General features: G+C 69.2%; 15 protein-coding genes. 4 read left to right on the forward strand and 11 right to left on the reverse strand.

Translation table 11 applies throughout. The annotated features are described in order from the left end of the window. Positions 1-47: 47 nt before the first annotated feature. Genes IBX18_RS02605 through IBX18_RS02620 form a run of 4 tightly spaced genes read right to left on the reverse strand, consistent with a single transcriptional unit; the run spans position 48 to position 6,614 of the window. Positions 48-2,093 (reverse strand): biotin carboxylase N-terminal domain-containing protein, encoded by a 2,046-nt coding sequence (locus IBX18_RS02605; RefSeq protein ID WP_228540267.1) that lies wholly within the window; start codon positions 2,091-2,093, stop codon positions 48-50. An 8-nt stretch (positions 2,094-2,101) separates the two neighbouring features. Beyond that, positions 2,102-3,700, reverse strand: a complete 1,599-nt coding sequence (locus IBX18_RS02610) for an acyl-CoA carboxylase subunit beta (RefSeq protein WP_147138172.1) — start codon at positions 3,698-3,700, stop codon at positions 2,102-2,104. Continuing rightward, entirely contained in the window at positions 3,697-4,905 is a 1,209-nt protein-coding gene (locus IBX18_RS02615) for an acyl-CoA dehydrogenase family protein (RefSeq protein ID WP_194832151.1), read from the reverse strand. The genes IBX18_RS02610 and IBX18_RS02615 overlap by 4 nt, the downstream gene beginning before the upstream one ends. Then, positions 4,902-6,614 (reverse strand): acyclic terpene utilization AtuA family protein, encoded by a 1,713-nt coding sequence (locus IBX18_RS02620; protein ID WP_194832152.1) that lies wholly within the window; start codon positions 6,612-6,614, stop codon positions 4,902-4,904. The genes IBX18_RS02615 and IBX18_RS02620 overlap by 4 nt, the downstream gene beginning before the upstream one ends. A gap of 332 nt (positions 6,615-6,946) precedes the next feature. Here IBX18_RS02620 and IBX18_RS02625 point away from each other — a divergent pair, with 332 nt between their 5' ends. Continuing rightward, positions 6,947-7,108, forward strand: coding sequence for a hypothetical protein (locus IBX18_RS02625; RefSeq protein ID WP_194832153.1), 162 nt, complete (start codon positions 6,947-6,949; stop codon positions 7,106-7,108). Between the two features lies 1 nt (position 7,109). On the opposite strand, the gene IBX18_RS02630 is transcribed toward IBX18_RS02625, so the two are convergent. The 6 genes from IBX18_RS02630 to thiO all read right to left on the reverse strand — a co-directional run bounded on the left by IBX18_RS02630 (position 7,110) and on the right by thiO (position 12,426). Beyond that, positions 7,110-7,874: an adenylate/guanylate cyclase domain-containing protein gene (locus IBX18_RS02630; RefSeq protein ID WP_228540414.1), complete on the reverse strand. Its 765-nt coding sequence runs from the start codon at positions 7,872-7,874 to the stop codon at positions 7,110-7,112. Between the two features lie 620 nt (positions 7,875-8,494). Next, positions 8,495-9,256, reverse strand: a complete 762-nt coding sequence (locus IBX18_RS02635) for an ABC transporter permease (protein WP_194832155.1) — start codon at positions 9,254-9,256, stop codon at positions 8,495-8,497. Continuing rightward, entirely contained in the window at positions 9,256-10,200 is a 945-nt protein-coding gene (locus IBX18_RS02640; RefSeq protein ID WP_194832156.1) for an ABC transporter ATP-binding protein, read from the reverse strand. Before IBX18_RS02640 ends, IBX18_RS02635 begins: the two co-directional genes overlap by 1 nt. A gap of 147 nt (positions 10,201-10,347) precedes the next feature. Further along, on the reverse strand, positions 10,348-11,121 hold the full coding sequence (locus IBX18_RS02645; protein WP_194832157.1) for a thiazole synthase: 774 nt from the start codon (positions 11,119-11,121) through the stop codon (positions 10,348-10,350). After that, positions 11,114-11,332 (reverse strand): sulfur carrier protein ThiS, encoded by a 219-nt coding sequence (gene thiS, locus IBX18_RS02650; RefSeq protein WP_107659753.1) that lies wholly within the window; start codon positions 11,330-11,332, stop codon positions 11,114-11,116. Before thiS ends, IBX18_RS02645 begins: the two co-directional genes overlap by 8 nt. Then, positions 11,329-12,426 carry a glycine oxidase ThiO gene (gene thiO, locus IBX18_RS02655; RefSeq protein ID WP_194832158.1) on the reverse strand — a complete coding sequence of 366 codons (1,098 nt, stop codon included), beginning with the start codon at positions 12,424-12,426 and terminating at the stop codon, positions 11,329-11,331. Before thiO ends, thiS begins: the two co-directional genes overlap by 4 nt. Before the next feature lie 197 nt (positions 12,427-12,623). On the opposite strand from thiO, the gene thiE reads away from it, so the two are divergent. Next, positions 12,624-13,325 (forward strand): thiamine phosphate synthase, encoded by a 702-nt coding sequence (gene thiE, locus IBX18_RS02660; protein WP_135233812.1) that lies wholly within the window; start codon positions 12,624-12,626, stop codon positions 13,323-13,325. 29 nt (positions 13,326-13,354) lie between these two features. Here the strand turns inward: thiE and IBX18_RS02665 are convergent, their stop codons facing one another. Beyond that, positions 13,355-14,053, reverse strand: coding sequence for an NUDIX hydrolase (locus IBX18_RS02665; RefSeq protein ID WP_194832159.1), 699 nt, complete (start codon positions 14,051-14,053; stop codon positions 13,355-13,357). 181 nt (positions 14,054-14,234) lie between these two features. Here IBX18_RS02665 and IBX18_RS02670 point away from each other — a divergent pair, with 181 nt between their 5' ends. Both IBX18_RS02670 and IBX18_RS02675 read left to right on the forward strand, forming a co-directional pair. Continuing rightward, on the forward strand, positions 14,235-15,623 hold the full coding sequence (locus IBX18_RS02670) for a hypothetical protein (RefSeq protein ID WP_194832160.1): 1,389 nt from the start codon (positions 14,235-14,237) through the stop codon (positions 15,621-15,623). Further along, a complete protein-coding gene (locus IBX18_RS02675; RefSeq protein WP_194832161.1) occupies positions 15,620-16,600 on the forward strand; it encodes a glutamate ABC transporter substrate-binding protein in 981 nt (326 codons plus the stop codon). The genes IBX18_RS02670 and IBX18_RS02675 overlap by 4 nt, the downstream gene beginning before the upstream one ends. The last annotated feature ends 22 nt before the right edge of the window (positions 16,601-16,622 follow it).

Here is a 16,622-nt window from a genome sequence, read left to right on the forward strand (position 1 = left end):
CGGCATGTGCTTCGCACGCTGGCACATGATTCGTTCGCTGCGCTCTCTCATTTGCTCTCCTGGGATTCCGTGCCCTCGGCAGGGTCGACGACGGCGAGTACGGCACCGACTTCGACCTGCTGGCCGACGGTGACATTGACGGCGCTGAGCACACCGGCGGCGGGCGCGGCGATGGTGTGCTCCATCTTCATCGCCTCCAACCACAGAATGGGCTGGCCCTGTTCGACGCGGCTGCCGACCTCGGCGCCGAGCCGGATCACGCTGCCCGGCATGGGCGCCAGCAGCGAGCCGGTGGCCACCTGGTCGGCGGGGTCGCTGAAGCGCGGCAGTCTGCGCACGCTGACCGGTCCGAGCGGGGAGTCGACGCACACCAGATCGCCGTAGCGGGCGACGGCGAAATGCCTTCGCACCGCGCCTTTTTCGCCAGGAACGGCGAGAACGACGCGATCCGGTGTCGCTTCGATGAGCTCGAGTCCGTCGAAACCGTCCACCGCGACGACACCGCGGGTGTAGCGGTAGCCGATGTCGTGCGTCCCGCTGGTGCGGCTCTCGAACAGCTTGTGCGTCGACTGGGACGGCAGGTTCCGCCAGCCGCTGGGCAGCCCGCCGCCGACCCGGGCGGTGTGGCGATTGGCCGCGGCATCGGCCAGCGCGGCGGCCACGATGGACAACGCCTCGTCGGACTCCGACACCAAAGGTGCCGACAGGGTGTCGAGTCCGTGTGTGCCGAAGAACGCGGTGTCGGTGTCACCCGCGAGGAAGGCAGGGTGCCGCAGCACCCGCACCAGCAGGTCGCGGTTGGTCACCAGACCGTGAATCTTCGCCCGATGCAACGCGTTGGCCAGCAATCGCGCTGCCTCGCTGCGGGTTTCGGCGTAGGAGATGACCTTGGCCAGCATCGGGTCGTAGTGCACGCCGACCACCGACCCGGCCACCACGCCGCTGTCCAAGCGCACGCCCGGTCGATCCAGCAACCCGAATTCTGTTGCCACCAAGGGGATGTCGATGTGGTGCACGGTGCCGCTCTGCGGCTGCCAATCATGCGCAGGGTCCTCGGCGTAGAGCCGGACCTCGATCGAATGCCCGTACATCGCCGGGGGTTCGGCGGCGAGTGTGGCCCCGGACGCCACCTCTAGTTGCAGGCGAACCAGATCCAGGCCGGTGGTGCACTCGGTGACCGGATGTTCCACCTGGAGGCGAGTATTCATCTCCAGGAAGAAGAAATCGCCGCGCTCGTCGGCCAGGAATTCCACGGTGCCCGCACCGGTGTAGCCGATGGCGCCCGCGGCCAGCCGCGCCGCTTCGAACAACCGCTCGCGCATCCCGTCGACCCGCTCGACGAGCGGCGAGGGCGCCTCCTCGATCACCTTCTGATGTCTGCGCTGGATGGAACACTCGCGCTCGCCGACCGCCCAAATGGTGCCGTGCGTGTCGGCCATCACCTGCACCTCGATGTGGCGGCCGGTCTCCAGGTACCGCTCGCAGAACACCGTGGGATCGCCGAAGGCCGACGCCGCTTCGCGCCGCGCCGCCTCGATCTGCGCCTCGAGGTCGCCGAGGCCGCGCACCACGCGCATGCCGCGACCACCGCCACCGGCCGACGCCTTGATCAGTACCGGCAGGTGCGCCTCGGTGACCTCGGCTGGATCGAGCTCGGCCAGCACGGGCACGCCGGCGGCGTCCATCATCTTCTTCGAGGCGACCTTGGAGCCCATCTGCTCGATGGCCTCGACCGGCGGCCCGATCCACACCAGCCCGGCGGCGAGCACCGCCTTGGCGAAATCGGCGTTCTCGGAAAGGAATCCGTAACCGGGGTGGATCGCGTCCGCACCGGCGGCCAGCGCCGCCTCGATGATCAGTTCGCCGCGCAGATAGGTCTCCGCTGGCGTATTGCCCGGAAGCAGCACTGCCGCATCGGCTTCGGTGACATGGGGAGCCGCGGCATCCGCGTCGGAGTAGACCGCTACGGTACCCAGACCCATCCGTCGACAGGTGGCGAACACCCGGCGGGCGATCTCGCCACGGTTGGCAACCAAGACAGTGTTGATCGGCCGGCCACCGACCCCCATGGAATCGCTGCGCGATGTTGTCATGGTCCCCCTCACATTCGGAAGACGCCGAAGCCATCGGCGCCCTTGATCGGGGCATTGTGAATGGCCGACAAGGACATTCCCAACACCGTTCGGGTATCGCGCGGATCGATGACGCCGTCGTCGAACAGGCGCCCGGACATGAACATGGCCAGCGACTCGGCCTCGATCTGCGCCTCGATCATGGCGCGCATCCCGGCGTCGGCCTCCTCGTTGAACGGCATGCCCTTGGCCTCGGCGGCCGCCCGGCCGACGATCGAGATGACGCCCGCCAGCTGCGCACCGCCCATCACGGCGGATTTCGCACTGGGCCAGGCGTAGACGAAGCGCGGGTCGAAGGCGCGTCCGCACATGCCGTAGTGCCCGGCACCGTAGGAGGCGCCCATCAACACCGAAATATGCGGCACCTTCGAGTTGGAGACCGCGTTGATCATCATCGCGCCGTGCTTGATGATGCCGCGCTGCTCGTACTCCTTGCCGACCATGTAGCCGGTGGTGTTGTGCAGGAACAGCAATGGGGTGTCGGTCTTGTTGGCCAGCTGGATGAACTGGGTCGCCTTCTGCGACTCCTCGGAGAACAGCACACCACGCGCGTTGGCCAGGATGCCGATCGGATACCCGTGCAGCTCAGCCCATCCGGTGACCAGGCTGCCGCCGTACAGCGGCTTGAACTCGTCGAAGTCGGAGCCGTCGACGATGCGCGCGATCACCTCGCGCGGGTCGAACGGGATCTTCAGATCGGTGGGCACGATGCCGAGCAGGTCCTCGGGGTCGTAGAGCGGCTCGATCACCTCGGTGCGCGGCGCGGGGCCCTGCTTGCGCCAGTTGAGCCGCCGGACGATGGAGCGGCCGATGCGGATCGCGTCCTGCTCGTCGACCGCGTAGTAGTCGGCCAGGCCGGAAACACGGGCGTGCATGTCGGCGCCGCCGAGCGATTCGTCGTCGGACTCCTCGCCGGTGGCCATCTTGACCAGCGGCGGGCCGCCGAGGAACACCTTGGAGCGCTCCTTGATCATCACCACGTGGTCGGACATGCCAGGAATGTAGGCGCCGCCCGCGGTCGAGTTGCCGAAGACGAGAGCGATGGTCGGGATACCCGCGGCCGAGGCCTGGGTGAGGTCGCGGAACATCCGGCCGCCGGGGACGAAGACTTCCTTCTGCGTCGGCAGATCCGCGCCGCCGGACTCGACCAGGGAGATCACCGGCAACCGGTTCTCCCGGACGATGTCGTTGATGCGCAACGTCTTTCGCAGCGTCCACGGGTTCGAGGTGCCGCCGCGCACGGTCGGGTCGGGCGCGACGATCATGCATTCGACGCCCTCGACGATGCCGATCCCCGCGATAGTGCTTGCCCCGACGTGGAATTCGCTGCCCCAGCCCGCCAGCGGGCACAGCTCCAGGAACGGCGAGTCCTCGTCGATGAGCAGTTCGACCCGTTCACGCGCGGTCAGCTTGCCGCGCTTGCGATGCCTGGCCAGCTTGTCCGGGCCGCCACCGGCGATCGCCTTGGCGAACTCGCCCTCGACCTCAGTCAGCTTGGCCGCCATGGCTTCCGCCGCCGCCGCGTACTCCGGCGATGCGGTATCCAGCGTGCTGCGCAGTGTCGTCATGCCTGGTACCCCAATCGTTTGGCGGCGAGGCCGGTGAGGATCTCGGTGGTGCCACCGCCGATGCCGAGGATGCGCATGTCGCGGTACTGGCGTTCCACCTCGGATTCGCGCATGTAGCCCAGGCCGCCGAACAGCTGGACGGCCTGGTTGGCCACCCACTCGCCCGCTTCGACGGCGGTGTTCTTGGCGAAGCACACCTCGGCGATCAGGTCGGTCTCGCCGTTCGCGCTGCGCTGCGCCACGTCTCGGGTGTACACGCGGGCCACGTCGATGCGGCGGGCCATCTCGGTGACGGTGTTCTGCACGGCCTGCCTGCTGATCAGCGGGCGGCCGAAGGTTTCCCGGCTGCGCACCCACTCGAGGGTCAGGTCGAGACAGCGCTGCGCACTCGAATACGCCTGCACCGCAAGACCGACGCGCTCGCTGACGAACGCGCCCGCGATCTGGAAGAAGCCGGAGTTCTCCGGGCCGACCAGATTTTCCGCGGGCACCCGCACGTCCACGTAGGACAGTTCAGCGGTGTCGGAGGCGCGCCAACCCATCTTGTCCAGCTTGCGGCTGACCGTGAAGCCCGGTGTTCCCTTCTCGACCACCAGCAGCGAAATCCCGCCGGAGCCAGGGCCGCCCGTGCGCACCGCGGTGACCACGTAGTCGGCGCGGCAGGCGGAGGTGATGAAGGTCTTGGCGCCGTTGACGATGTAGTGGTCGCCGTCGCGGCGCGCGGTGGTGGTGAGATGCCCGACGTCGGAGCCGCCGCCGGGTTCGGTGATGGCGAGCGAGCCGATCTTCTCCCCCGCCAGCGTCGGGCGCACCCAGCGCTCGATCTGCTCGGCATTGCCCGAGGCGATCATGTGCGGCACCGCGATGCCACAGGTGAACAGCGAGGCGAACAAGCCACCGGAAGCGCCGGACTGGTGCATTTCCTCGCAGACGATCATCGCGTCGATGCCGTCACCGCCGGAACCGCCCACGGACTCGGGGAATTGGATGCCCAGCAGGCCGAGCGCGCCGGCCTTCTTGTGTAGTTCGCGCGGGATCTCCCCCTCGCGTTCCCAATCGTCCATATAGGGCAGGACTTCACGCTCGGCGAAACCCCTTACCGTGGCGCGCAATTCACGCCGCTCGGGGGTGTTCCACGGACTGACACGCCCACCCGTCGCCCGACCACCGCCCCCGGACGAATCGCTCCGCGATACTGAGTTCATAACAGCTCCAATGGGATGTCGAGATGACGGGACCGCAACCATTCGCCGAGTCCCTTGGCCTGGGGGTCGAATCGAGCCTGATAGGCGACGCCCTGACCGAGTAGGCCTTCGATGATGAAGTTCACCGCCCGCAGGTTGGGCAGCATATGCCTGGTGACCGTCAGCGGGGCCGTTTCGGGCAGTAGCTCTTTGACGCGCTCGACGGTGAGCGTGTGCGCCAGCCAGCGCCACTGCTCGTCGGTGCGTACCCAGACACCGATATTGGCGTTGCCGCCCTTGTCGCCGCTGCGGGCCAGGGCAATCGTGCCCAGCGGAGCACGCCGGGTTTCGCTGCTGGGCAACGGTTCCGGCAGTTCGGGCTCGGCAACGTCGGCCAATGTCAGCGTGTCGGAGGCGGGCGCGATGTCGACGCGCGAGCCGTCCGGCAGCACCGCGATATGCGGCACCTCGGTGGCGGCGACGAATCCCGGCGTATACACGCCGTAGGGAGAACCGTTGCCGGGCAACGTGGTAAAGCTGCAACCCGGGTAGCTGGCCAGTGCCAGTTCGACGGCCACGCTGGAGAACGCACGCCCGACCTTGTTCGGGTCCGGATCGCGCACCACGCAGCGCAGCAGCGCGCTGGCCTGCTCCTCGGTCTCGGCGTCCGGGCGGTCCAGCCGCGCCAGCGTCCAGTCGAGTTCGGCGGGCCTGATCGTCAACCAGGACTCCAATTGCCGTTGCGCCAGTGCGGCTTTCGCCTCGATGTCGAGTCCGGTGAGGATGAACTCCATCTCGTTGCGGAACCCGCCGAGCGTGTTCAGCGACACCTTCAACTGCTCCGGCGGGGCCTCGCCGACGACACCGCTGATCAACACCCGATCGCGGCCGTCCTCATCGAGGCGGATGGAGTCCAGTCGCGCGGTCACGTCGGGCCCGGCGTACCTCGGCCCCTGGATCTCGTACATGAGCTGCGCTTCGACGGTGTCGACGGTGACCGCGCCGCCGGTGCCGTCGTGCTTGGTGATGACGCTGCTGCCGTCCCTGCGGATTTCGGCGATCGGGAAGCCCGGCCTGCCCAGATCTTCGAGCTCGGTGAAGAACGCGTAGTTGCCGCCGGTGGCCTGGGTGCTGCATTCGATGACGTGCCCCGCCACCACCGCGCCCGCGAGTGCGTCGTAATCGGTTCGGCCCCAACCGAAGTGGGCCGCCGCCGGACCGACGATCACCGAGGCGTCGGTGACCCGGCCGGTGACCACGATGTCGGCTCCCGCGTTCAGGCATTCGACGATGCCCCAGGCACCGAGGTAGGCGTTGGCGGTGAGCGGTGCGCCGAGGCCGAGTTCGCTTGCGCGCGCGAGCAGGTCGTCGCCTTCGACGTGCGCGATCTTCGCGTCCAGCCCGAGGTCGGCGGCCACCTTGCGGAGGCGCTGCGCCAGACCGGCCGGGTTGAGTCCGCCCGCGTTCGCGACGATCTGCACGTTGCGTTCCAGCGCGAGCCCAAGGCAGTCCTCGATCTGCTTCACGAAGGTCTTGGCGTAGCCGAGGCTCGGATCCTTCATCCGGTCGCGGCCGAGGATCAGCATGGTGAGTTCGGCGAGATAGTCGCCGGTGAGCACGTCGAGCTGCCCACCTTCGAGCATCTCGCGCATGGCGCTCAGGCGGTCACCATAGAAACCGGAACAGTTGCCGATCCGGAGCACGTCCGGGTCGGCGGCCAGCACACTCATCAGTGGGAATGCCTCCTGTAACGGCGGACAGGGCACAACCGCGTGCCGCACCCATGAAGTCCGCGTTCCGGAGACCAGCATCACACCCGAGCCAGAAAAAAGCAAGCGCGCGTGCTTGTTAATGATCAGTGGTTCAGATCAGGTTCAACCCGCCGCCGATCGAACCCCGCTTACCCAACCCCCACGCGCGAGTTTTGCGAGCGCCGTTCGCGGCCCGTCTCGCGTCCGAGTGGCCGAAGCGCACGCGACGAAGTCGCTAGTCTCGGCCGCTCGGACGCGAGACTAAGGGGGCCGCGAACACGCAGCGCCGCAGGCGCTGCAAAATAGACACAGTGCCTTCCGACGTCACTGTGTTGATCCTCTTCGCGCTTGCCGGATTTCTGCTCGGCGGCGTCTACTCCACTTGGAAAACGGCGCGCAAGCTGGCGATCGCGCTGGCCGTGCTCGCCGTGCTGGCGATCGCGGGCGGCATCGCCTGGTGGATCGGCGGCTGACTCAGTTCTCGGACAGCTTGAAGATGCGCAGGTCCTCGGGGACCCCGCTGAGCGGCGCGGCAAAGAAGCTGCGGCGGTACGGCTTCACCGTGTGACCCAGTTCGGCCAGGGTCTCCGGCTGCAGCGACTGCAGCGTCGCCTCGGACAGCATGGTGTTGCCGTTGCCGCCCGCCTCCATCACCCTGGCCGCGATGGTGACGTCCACCCCGAGCCAGTCGCCGCCGATCTCGCGCGGTGAGCCGGTGTGCAGTCCGATCCGCATCTGCGGCCGGTAGTCGCGCACCTTGACGTCGGCCAGGTTGCGCTTGGCATTGATCGCGGCGCGCACGGCCCGTTCGGCCGAGGGGAACACCGCCATCACGCCGTCGCCCATCCGCTTGACCACCTGACCACCGCGCTCGGCGATCGGCGGCTCGATGGCCTTGGCGACCCGGCGCAGCAGCTCCAGCGTGGCCTCGTCGCCCGCGGAGAGCGACCAGCTGGAGAAGGCCACCAGATCGGTGAACATGACAGTTACTTCCGCGTTACCTTTGCCGCGGCCGACGCGCTCCAGCATCGCCTGCCAGACCTGCAAGGCGCCGAAACCGATTTCCCGAGCCGCACTCGGAGTGTCACCGACCAGTTTGTCCGCGGCTCGCGCGACGGCGCGGGCACCACCGGGGCCGGTCACCGACAGCGGATCGCCGAACGAGGGATCACCTGGCAACTGCTCCCGCGCCTTGCGGAGCACACCGATGAAGTCCGACCGATTGTTCGCCACGTTCATCAGCGCCGAAAGCTGACCTTTACGCAGCCCGGCCCCGGAACGACGGATCGGACCGTCCTCGTCCGCGGGCACCAGCGGGATGACGACCTCGGGCGGACGGCCGTTCTCGTCCTCCGGCTCCGACCCGGGCGCAGCACCGCCGGAAGGTGTTTCGCTCACGCCCAGAGGGTATCTCAGCCGACCTGTCGTCGGCGGATCGCTGATCATGGCCACCTGCTACCTCCCGACGGACTGAGCGGGCACGACATTGGGGCCGCCGATGGATAACGAGCTGGTTGCTGACTCGAACTCTACTCGCGGTTTCGGCATGGTTGAAGCGACGTGTTTCACAGTTTTTGCGATGTTCACATGGGCATTTGACCGGTAATAATGCGGCCTCGGACATCCGTCCTCGCAAGCGCTCCGAGCGGCCTCGGACATCCGTCCTCGCAAGCGCTCCGAGCGGCCTCGCGACATCTCCCCGAGAACGCCATCGGCCCGGTGCGAAGGAATCGCACCGGGCCGATGTCACACCGTCCGCCGGGCAGTGGCGGGGCGGTGACGGGGCGCGCGGACCTCCCGACAAGGTCGGCGCCCCAGACCCGAGTGGCGAGGGAAGGCAACTCGGGTGGTTTGTGCCGTCAGGCGTCGCGCTGGTTGATCATGACCAGCGCCGCACCGTAGACGATCGCGGTGAAGCCGATGAAGTAGAGCAGGCTGCCCCACGGGCCCCAGTGCCAGTTGGCACCGGACTCGGAGACGCTGAGGAAGTGGCTCGCGTTCTGGAAGGGCAGGAAGGGTGTGACATTGCGGCCGAAGCTGCCGAAGGCGCCGAGCAGCGGCTCGATCAGCAACGACCACAGCACGATCAGCGAGATCGCCGCCGCGGACTGCCGGACCAGCACGCCGACGCCGACGGCGACCGCGATCATCAGGAAGGCGTAGATCGGGATGCCGTAGACGGCCCGCCACTGCCCGTCCAAGGTCAGGTTCGCCGCGGGCGCGGACCCGCCGATGGCCTTGGCCACGCCGATGGCGACGAAGGCGAGGATGGTGGTGAGCACGGCACTGAAGGCACCGACGAGGACCGTCTTGGTCACCAGCACCTTGATGCGATTGGGCACCGCCTGGAACGTCGTGCGGATAACGCCGAACCGGTACTCGCTGGTCACGGTCAACGCCGCCATGATCATCAGCACCATCACGCCGAAGCCGACGACACCCGCCGTCGCGGTGCTCACGTCGAGCACCGGGGTCCCCTCCGCCGGGTTGTCGCCCGCGGACTTGGTGACCAGCGCGAACAGCGCGGCGAGCCCGATGGCGAGCACCACGACGATGCCGGAGCACCACCAGGGCGACCTGGTCGAGGTGAGCTTGATTCGTTCTGCTGCCAGCACGCCCATCAGAGCGCACCTCCCATCGCTTGATCGAAGCCTTCGCCGTGGTACTGCACAGCGCCGCCGGTCATCCGCATGAACGCCTCTTCCAGCGAAGCGCGTTGCGGCGCAAGCTCGAACAGCGTGATGTCGTTGGCGCCGGCCAGCTTGCCGACCGCGTCACTGGGCACACCCGCCACGACGAGCGCGGGCCCGTCCTGACCGCTGCCGTCTTCGCGGACCGTCATGCCGTTCGAGGTGAGCACGCTGCGCAACTGGTCGAGCTGCGGGCTGCGCACGCGCACCGACTGCTCGGAGGCGCGCTCGATGAATTCCTGCGTGGTGCTGTCGGAGATGAGCTGGCCACGGCCGATCACCACGAGGTGTTCGGCGGTCTGCGCCATTTCCGAGAGCAGGTGGCTGGAGACCAGGACGGTGCGTCCCTCGGCGGCCAGCCGCTGCATGAATCGGCGGATCCAGAGGATGCCTTCGGGGTCGAGGCCGTTGACCGGCTCGTCGAACAGCAGCACCTGCGGGTCGCCGAGCAGGGCACCGGCCAGGCCGAGCCGCTGGGACATGCCGAGCGAGAAGCCGCCCGCGGTCTTGCCCGCCACCTCGGACAGGCCGACCAGCCGCAGCACCTCCTCCACCCGGGACTTGGCGATGTCGTTGGACGCGGCCATCCACTCCAGGTGGGCGCGCGCCGAGCGATTCGGATGCACCCACTTGGCGTCGAGCAGCGCGCCGACGGTGCGGAGCGGATGGTCCAGTTCGCGGTATGGCTTGCCCAAGATGTGTGCGGTACCTGCGGTCGGCTTGTCCAGCCCCAGGATCATCCGCATCGTCGTCGACTTACCGGCTCCGTTCGGGCCCAGGAACCCCGTCACCTGTCCGGGTCGAACGGTGAAGGAAAGATCCTGAACCGCGACGGTCTGCCCGTAGTGCTTGGTCAGCCCTCTCAGCTCGATCATGACGACCAGCATTCCGGAAAATGCCGCGACGCGCGTCACTACAAAGTGTCGAGTTCGATCATCCTCGAGGATGACTGCACCCTGACTACCCCGGTCACGGCACCCTGACCCGCCGCCTGAGCAGGCAAGATCAGGTAGACGACCTGGTCAGAGCGAGGGGGACGACGCCTGCGCCCAGAACCGCTTGGGAATGCGACCCGCCTGGCGCGCCAGATAACCCGCGCGCACCGCGGCCGCCATCGCCTCGGCCATCAACTCCGGTTGACGGGCCCTGGTGACGGCGGTGGCCAGCAGCACGGCCGAGCAGCCGAGCTCCATGGCCAGGGCGGCGTCGCTGGCGGTGCCGATGCCCGCGTCCAGGATGACCGGGACCTTCGCCTCCGCGACGATCATCTCGATGTTGTGCGGATTGCCGATGCCGAGACCGGTGCCGATCGGGGAGCCCAGCGGCATCACCGCGACGCAGCCCGCGTCCTCCAGCCTGCGCGCGAGGATCGGGTCGTCGGTGGTGTAGGGCAGCACCACGAAACCGTCGTCGACGAGTTGCTCTGCGGCGGTGACCAATTCGATCGGATCGGGCAGCAGGGTGCGCTCGTCGGCGACCACCTCCAGCTTGACCCAGTTGGTGTCGAGCGCCTCACGCGCCAGCTGCGCGGTGAGCACCGCCTCGGCCGCGGTGCGACAGCCCGCGGTATTGGGCAGCGGCGCGATGTTCAAGCGCTTCAACAGATCCAGCACGCCGGTGCCGCCCGCGGCGTCCACCCGGCGCATGGCCACGGTGGTGAGCTCGGTGCCGGAGGCGATGAGCGCCTCCTCGAGCACGGCGAGGTTGTCCGCGCCGCCGGTGCCCATGATGAGGCGGGACCCGAACTCGCGGTCCGCGATGCGCAGTGAGGCGTAAGCGCTCTCGACGTCAGCCACCCTGGACCGCCGTCAGTACCTCGATCTGCCAGCCGCGACCGACCGGCTCGTCCCAGCGGGACTTGGGGAACACCGCGCCGTCCACCGCGAGCGCGATGCCCTGCGACGGCAGCTCCAGGCGGGTGAGCAGCTCACGGACGGTGAGGGTTTCGGCGAACTCGTGATCTGTGCCGTTCACGGTGACGCCGATGGGTACGGATGTCGAAGTCATCGAACTCCTCCTGCGGATGACAAAGGGGACGGCTGGTGAGCCGTCGAAAAACGTTGCGGGTCGGCGGGTTCCGCCTCGGGCAACGGGGTATCGGTGAGCTGGGCGAGTACCGCGTCCACGGTGAGCGGCATGGTCAGCATGCCGTTGCGGCCGTGGCCGGTGGCCGCGATCACCCGGTCGCTCAATCTGCCGAGCAGGGGCAGGTTGTCCGGGGTGCCCGGGCGCGAACCCGCGCTCGCCTCGGCCAGCTCGTATTCGCCGATGCCCGGGAAGATGGCCTCGGCGTCGGCGATCAGGTCACGCACACCGGCGACGGTCACCGCGGTGTCGAAACCCGCCTCGTATTGTGTTGCGCCGACCACGATTCCGTCCGGGCGGGGGACGAGGTACACCGACCGGCCGTGCACCCTGGCCCGGACGACGCGTTGCGGTGCGGGGGCCACGCCGGGACGGTGGCGCAGGCGCAGGATCTCACCCTTGATCGGACGAACCGGCAGTTCCGGCCACAGCCGCGCGGAGCTGGCGCCCGCGGCGAGCACGACCTGATCGTGGGTGAGTTCGTCGAGCGCCGTGACGGATTCGGCGCGGACCTGCACGCCGGCGGCCTCAGCGGCCTGGCGGAGCGCGGCGAGCAGGCGACGGTTGTCGACGGCGGGCTCGGCGGACGCGTGCAGCCCAGCCCGCACCGTGCGTGCGAGATTCGGCTCCAGCGCGCGCACACCCGCGCGGTCCAGCACCTGGAGCTCGTGCCCGCGGCCACCGACCCACTCGGCGACCGTGCGCAGGTCCGCCGCGTCGGCCGCGTCCAGCGCGACGGTCAGTGTCGCGTCGGCCACCAGCACCGCGACGCCGGTGGCGCCCTCGACGCGGGCCGCGAACTCCGGCCAGCGGGCCAGCGAGGCGGCGCCGAACTCGAGCACCCGGTCCTCCCCCGGCCAGCCCTCGGACAACGGGGCGAGCATGCCGCCCGCCACCCACGAGGCGCCGGATCCGACGGCGGGATCGAACAGGGTGACCGACCAGCCCGCCTCGGCGGCCCGCCAGGCCACACCGAGCCCGATGACGCCGCCACCTACGACGGCCAGCGTCCGCATCCGTTTCCACCTGCCTTTGGTCTCCGAGGAGCGGCGTGCTCGGGTCCCGTCCTGGTCGACCCGCTACGGGCCCGCCGCTGTGTGGTCGATGTGTGGCGGGCGCGGGTCCCTTCACAGGGACCGCCGCGACCGCCTCGTCGGCCCGGCGCTCGTGCCGCCGTTCGCATCCCCACGGTAGCGCGGCTACGGTCGAGGGCGTGCAACCCTCCCACCCCGCTCGACCCGCATCGCCCCGGGAGCGCTTGGCAACCGCTCGCCTCTATCTCTGTACCGACGCCAGACGGGACAAGGGCGATCTGGCCAAGTTCGCCGAAGCGGCCTTCGCCGGCGGGGTCGACATCATCCAGCTCAGGGACAAGGGGTCGCCCGGCGAGGCGAAGTTCGGCCCGCTGGAGGCGCGCGCCGAACTCGGCGCCCTCGCCGAGCTGAAGGCCGCCGCGCGCAGGCACGGCGCGCTGGTCGCGGTGAACGACCGCGCCGATATCGCGCTCGCCGCGGGCGCCGACGTGCTGCACCTCGGGCAGGGCGACCTGCCGCCCTGGTACGCGCGCCGCATCCTCGGCCAGGACGTGGTGATCGGGCGCTCCACGCACAACCGCGCGCAGGCCGGGCTGGCCGCGATCGACGAACACATCGACTACTTCTGCACCGGGCCGGTCTACGCGACCCCGACCAAGCCGGGCAGGCAGGCCGCGGGCATCGAGCTGGTGCGCTCCACCTCCGACGCGCACCCGACCAGGCCGTGGTTCGCGATCGGCGGGATCGACGCGAACAACCTGCCCGACGTGCTCGCGGCGGGCGCGGACCGCATCGTCGTGGTGCGCGCGATCACCGAGGCGCGGGACCCGGAAGCCGCTGCCCGGCAACTCAAGACGGCGCTGCTCGCCAACGCCTCCTGATTCGCATTCGGGCCGCGCGGGTACTGGTTTCAGGAGAGGACTTGACCGAGGGTGAGCGAGAGCACGGCCTCGGCGACGGGGGTGCCGTTCGGTACCGGGTCGACGGGTGGTGGTGCAGTGTCCACCGGATCGACGATCCTCGCGTAACCGCCGGGACCGTGGGGGTCGGAATGCAGCCAGAAGAAACCTCGATCGGCCAGATCGATCGTGCGCGGCAGCGCGGCGGCGACGGCTTCGTCCTGCGCGAATTCGTCGAGGCAGACCCGGGCGGGCGCGGCGCGCAACGCCGGCCAGGAGACGGCGAAGCCGGGATGCAGCAGCCGGGCATCGACCTCGGCCTCGGGAATCCAGGCCAGTTCGGAGCTCTCCTTGTTCCGGCTGGTCGGCAGCGGCGCGACGGCGTCGGCGATCACCGTGGTGTAGGTCCAGCCGCTCGGCGCGGACGCGGTCACCCGCTCGGCGCGCACCCGGACGTCCGCGGGGTCGATGCCCGCCTCCTCCCACGCCTCGCGCACCGCGGCGTGCACCGGGGTCTCGTGACTGTCCCTGGCGCCGCCGGGCAGCGCCCAGGTGCCGCCCTGATGACTCCACGCCGCACGGTGCTGCATCAGCACCGCCGATCCGCCGCCGGCGAGCGGGGCGCGCAGCAGCAGTCCGGCAGCTCCGAAACGACCCCAACGCCGCATGCCAATGGGGTCACGCGACCACCCGTCACCGTCACCACGCATCTGGCACCCATCCTCGTTCCGCCGTCGCGGCACCGGCGTCCCACAGCCAAGCAGGGGTATTTCACACGCCACGGCACCGCTACGACCACAATAAACTCCGCAACGACAGACACGGGGTGACCGGATATCCGGTCGGTCCGTCGAGAAATCCGCGAATGCGGCCCAGACTGGGGAGGTGGACATGGCTCGGATCGAGCAGGCGACGGCGGTACTCCGGCCGTCGCCCACCGCCGAGCTCGCCGCGCGGGATAGTCCGGGGGCACTGCGCGCCGCGTTCATGCGCGAGCAGTTCGACCCAGCCCGGATGCGCCTGTTCGCCAGTTCCTCGCCGGGACGGCTGATCGCAATCGGACTGGTGCTCATCGGCGTGTGCCTGGCCGCGGGCTGGGTGACCGGTTCGACGGTCAGTGACCGGCAGCAGACCCTGGACGTGCTGCTCGACGACACCGAGCCGGACGCGTACTCCGCGCATCGGCTCTACACGTCGCTGTCCATTGCCGACGCCGCGGCCAGCACCGCGTTCATCGCGGGCGGGCTGGAGCCGCAAACGGTGCGGGACCGCTACAGCCAGGCGGTCGGCGAGTCCGCCGCGGAATTGGTGGCGGAGGCCGGCCGTGCCGCGGGCACCGCACCGGGCGTGCCCGACAACACCGATGCCCAGCTGCGCACCGGTATCGCCACCAGCCTGCCGGTGTACACCGGCATCGTGGAGACCGCGCGCGCGAACAATCGCAGTGGCTACCCCGTGGGCGCCGCGTACCTGAGCGAGGCCTCCAACCAGATGCAGACGGCGGTGCTGCCGATGGCCGAGGAGCTGCACAACCGGCGCTCGGCGGCGGTCACCGAGGCGCAGCGCAACCACGTCCGGCCGCCGTGGACCGCCATTGTGCTGGTGCTGCTCGCGCTGGCCGCGCTGGTGTGGGCGCAGTTCGACCTGGCGAAACGCTGGCGCCGGGTGCTCAATCCCGGGCTGCTGCTCGCCTCGGCGGCGGTGCTGGTGCTGTTGGCGTGGACCGTGGTCGCGGGTGCGGTGTCGGCCACCTCGATGATCAACGGGCGCGACGACGGTGCGGTGCCCGCCTCGCGGCTCACCGAGAGCCGGATTCTCGCTCAGCAGGCGCGTTCGGCGGAGACGCTGAAGCTGGTGAACCGAGACGCGACCGGCGACTACGACCGGACCTATGACGCGAACATCGCCCGCCTCGCCGATCTACTCGGCGGCTACCCGAGTTCCGCCCCGGCCGCCGACGAAGTGCGCAATGCCATTCCGGCCCTGGGTCGTTGGCGGGTGGCGCATCAGCGCATGAACGACACGCTGGCCCGCGGTGACTACAACGGCGCGGCCACGGTGGCGACCGGACCGGGCGCCGCCGATGTCGCGGCCCAGGTGGACGCACTGGACAGAGCACTGGAGCAAGGCATCGACGAAACGCGGGATACATTGCGCGACAACATCTCCCAGGCAGCGCGGGTACTCGACTTCCTCGGCCCCGGCGCGCTGGTGCTGGGCATCATCGCGGCGGGCTGCGTCGGCCTCGGACTGTGGCCGCGACTGCGGGAGTACCGATGAGGCGCGGGCACGGCATCCTCGCCGTCGCACTAGCCGCCGTCGCGCTGGTCGGCGGCTGCACCAGCGACGCGCCGCCACCGCTGCCGACCAGCACCGCCAAGTACACCGAACCGCCGTTGCCCGCCAAAGCCGTTCCGGTGCTGACGGACTCGCCGATCGCGACGCCGAAGGACCAGCAGTGCGGCGACCCGACGGCCAGCCTGCGCCCGACCGGCGAGGGCACCGCGGCGCGCGGGCCGACGATCGATGCGATCCGGGCCCGCGGCAGGTTGATCGTCGGGCTGGACGCGGGCAGCAACCTGTTCAGCTTCCGCGATCCGACCTCCGGCGCCATCGTCGGCTTCGATGCCGATATCGCCAGGGAGATCGCGCGCGACCTGCTCGGCAGCCCGGACCTGATCGAGTACCGCACCCTCGGCTCGGCCGACCGGGAACAGGCGCTGCAGAAACACGACGTGGACCTCGTCGCGAAGACCATGACGATCACCTGTGAACGGCGGCAGAAGGTCACCTTCTCCACCGTGTACCTGCGGTCCAAACAGCGGGTGCTCGCGATGAAGAGCTCGGGGATCAACGGCATCGCCGACCTCGCGGGCAAACGGGTGTGCATCGTGCGCGGCACCACCTCGCTGGACCGCATCCGGCACTATCAGCCCGCCGCGACCGTGCTCTCGGTGCCCACCTGGGCCGACTGTCTCGTGGTGCTGCAGCAGCGGCAGGTCGACGCGGTGAGTACCGACGACTCCATCCTGGCCGGTCTGGCCGCGCAGGACCCCTATACGGCCGTGGTCGGCGACACCATCAGCGTCGAGCCCTACGGCATCGGGATCCCCAAGGGTGACGATGATCTGGTGCGCTTCGTGAACGGCACGCTCGACCGCATCCGCAACGACGGCACCTGGGACCGCAGTTACGCCCAATGGTTGACCGTGCTCGGCTCGTCGCCGGGGCCGCCCGCACCGAATTATGTGGACTGACGGCCGATGAACACAGCTGACG

The sequence above is a fragment of the Nocardia sp. XZ_19_369 genome (assembly GCF_015355715.1).
Lineage (GTDB): Bacteria > Actinomycetota > Actinomycetes > Mycobacteriales > Mycobacteriaceae > Nocardia.